The 1,757-nt window shown below is 69.8% G+C and carries 2 protein-coding genes; both read right to left on the bottom strand.

Annotated features, from left to right (window positions below; genetic code table 11):
* On the bottom strand, window positions 1–1,478 hold a 1,478-nt coding region (locus tag G6019_RS05760), incomplete at its 3' end, for a monovalent cation/H+ antiporter subunit D family protein (protein WP_182627190.1).
* The coding region (locus tag G6019_RS05755) for an NADH-quinone oxidoreductase subunit K (protein WP_182627188.1) at window positions 1,475–1,757 on the bottom strand (283 nt) is incomplete at its 5' end. The genes G6019_RS05760 and G6019_RS05755, both read right to left, overlap by 4 nt.

The raw sequence follows: 1,757 nt of genomic DNA, 5'->3' as shown, positions 1-1,757 counted from the left end.
GTGGCGGTGGTCGAGGCGGGAGCCATCGTGTGGGTCGGCGTGGCGCCCGCTGCGGCGCCGGTGATCTCGACCCCGTCGCGGTGCCGCCCGTCGACGTCCCTGCCGTCGGGGATGCCCGTCGCCTCCGAGTGCGCCGGGTCCAGACCCTCCGGGAGTGTGCGGGAGTCGGTGGGCGTGGGTTCGCCCAAGAAGATCCCGGTCCAGATCTTGAGCATCGACAGCAGGGTCAGGATGCTCACCACCACCGCGACGGCCGCGGCGGCGATCTGGCCGGCGTCCAGGGCCGCGATGATGAGGCTGAGCTTGGCGACGAAACCGGAGAAGGGCGGGATCCCGGCCAGGGACATCGCGGAGGCGAAGAAGGCGACCGCGACGAGGGGTTCGGTCTTGGCCAGTCCCGAGAGCTGCCCCAGCCGCCGGGGACCGTAGCGCACCTCGATCGCGCCGATCGCCAGGAACAACGCGGCCTTGACGATCATGTGGTGCAGCAGATAGAAGATGCCGGCGGTCAGGCCGATGGGGCCGAACAGCGCGACTCCCAGGAGGATGTAGCCGATCTGGCTGACCATGTGGAACGCGAGGATCGAGCGGGGCGCGGCCTCGCCCACCGCGCCGAGCACGCCGATGAGCATGGTCGCGGAGAACACGACGACCCCCACCCACAGATAGCGCGAGTCGCCGTCGAAGATCACCGCGTAGATGCGGTAGATCGCGTAGATCGCGATCTTGGTGTGCAGGCCCGAGAACATCGCGGTCACCGCGGGGGACATCTTGGGGTACGCGCGCGCCAGCCACCCGTGCACGGGGACCACCGCGGCCTTGATCGCGAGAGCGAAGAGCACCAGGGCGGTGGCCACGGCCACGGCCGTGTCCTCCGAGGCGGCCCCGTGGAGCTGGGCGATGTTGACGGTCCCCGTCACCCCGTAGATCAGCGCGACCCCGATCAACAAGATGGTCGAGGCGAGGAGGTTGACCGAGATGTAGAGGCGCGAGGCCGCGACGCCGACCACGCTCGCACGCCCGGACCGGGTGATCATCATGAGCCCGTAGGAGGGCAGGAGCATGACCTCGACAAAGACGAAGAAGTTGAACAGATCCCCGGTGAGCAGGGCGCCGTTCACGCCGGCGGTGACCAGGAGGACCAGCGGTGGGTAGAACCTCTTGTACGCCTCCCCGGCCGCGACCGCGAAGGCGGCACACGTGAGCGTCAACAGGCTCGTGACCGTGAGCATGAGCGCGGAGAACATGTCGAGCACGAACGGGATGGACACCCCGGGCGCCCACAGGGCGACCTGGTGCACCACGACCGAGCCGTCCGACACCCACGGCACGGTGGCCACGGCCGCGGCCAACTGCGTCCCGAGCACCGCGAACAGCACGGTGAGGATCAGCCGTGTCCTCGATGCGACCGCGACGAGCACTCCCGCCGTCAGCAGCGGGACGGCGACGAACAGCGTGAGGGCGGACTCCAGCGTCATCGGTGGACCCCTTCCGCGTCGTGGGTCGACGGCTCATCGGGCTCCGGGTCCTCCGGGTGGGCGCCGCCCGGGGTCTCGGGGAGGAGGTCCAGGGGGTCGAGGTCGCCGATGTCGGTGTCGTCGTCGTCACCGCCGATCACCGCCAGCACGAGCAGGTAGATCGTGATGGCGAACGCGATGACGATGGCCGTGAGGACGAACGCCTGCGGCAGACCGTCGGAGGTCAGCGCCGGGTCCGGGTCAGACACTAGCGGGGCCTCGCGGCGCGACGCACCGCCG

It is taken from the genome of Dietzia sp. DQ12-76, assembly GCF_014145045.1.
Taxonomy (GTDB): domain Bacteria; phylum Actinomycetota; class Actinomycetes; order Mycobacteriales; family Mycobacteriaceae; genus Dietzia.
The sequence above is the reverse complement of the archived record's forward strand: the minus strand, read 5'-3'. Positions and strand labels throughout refer to the sequence as shown.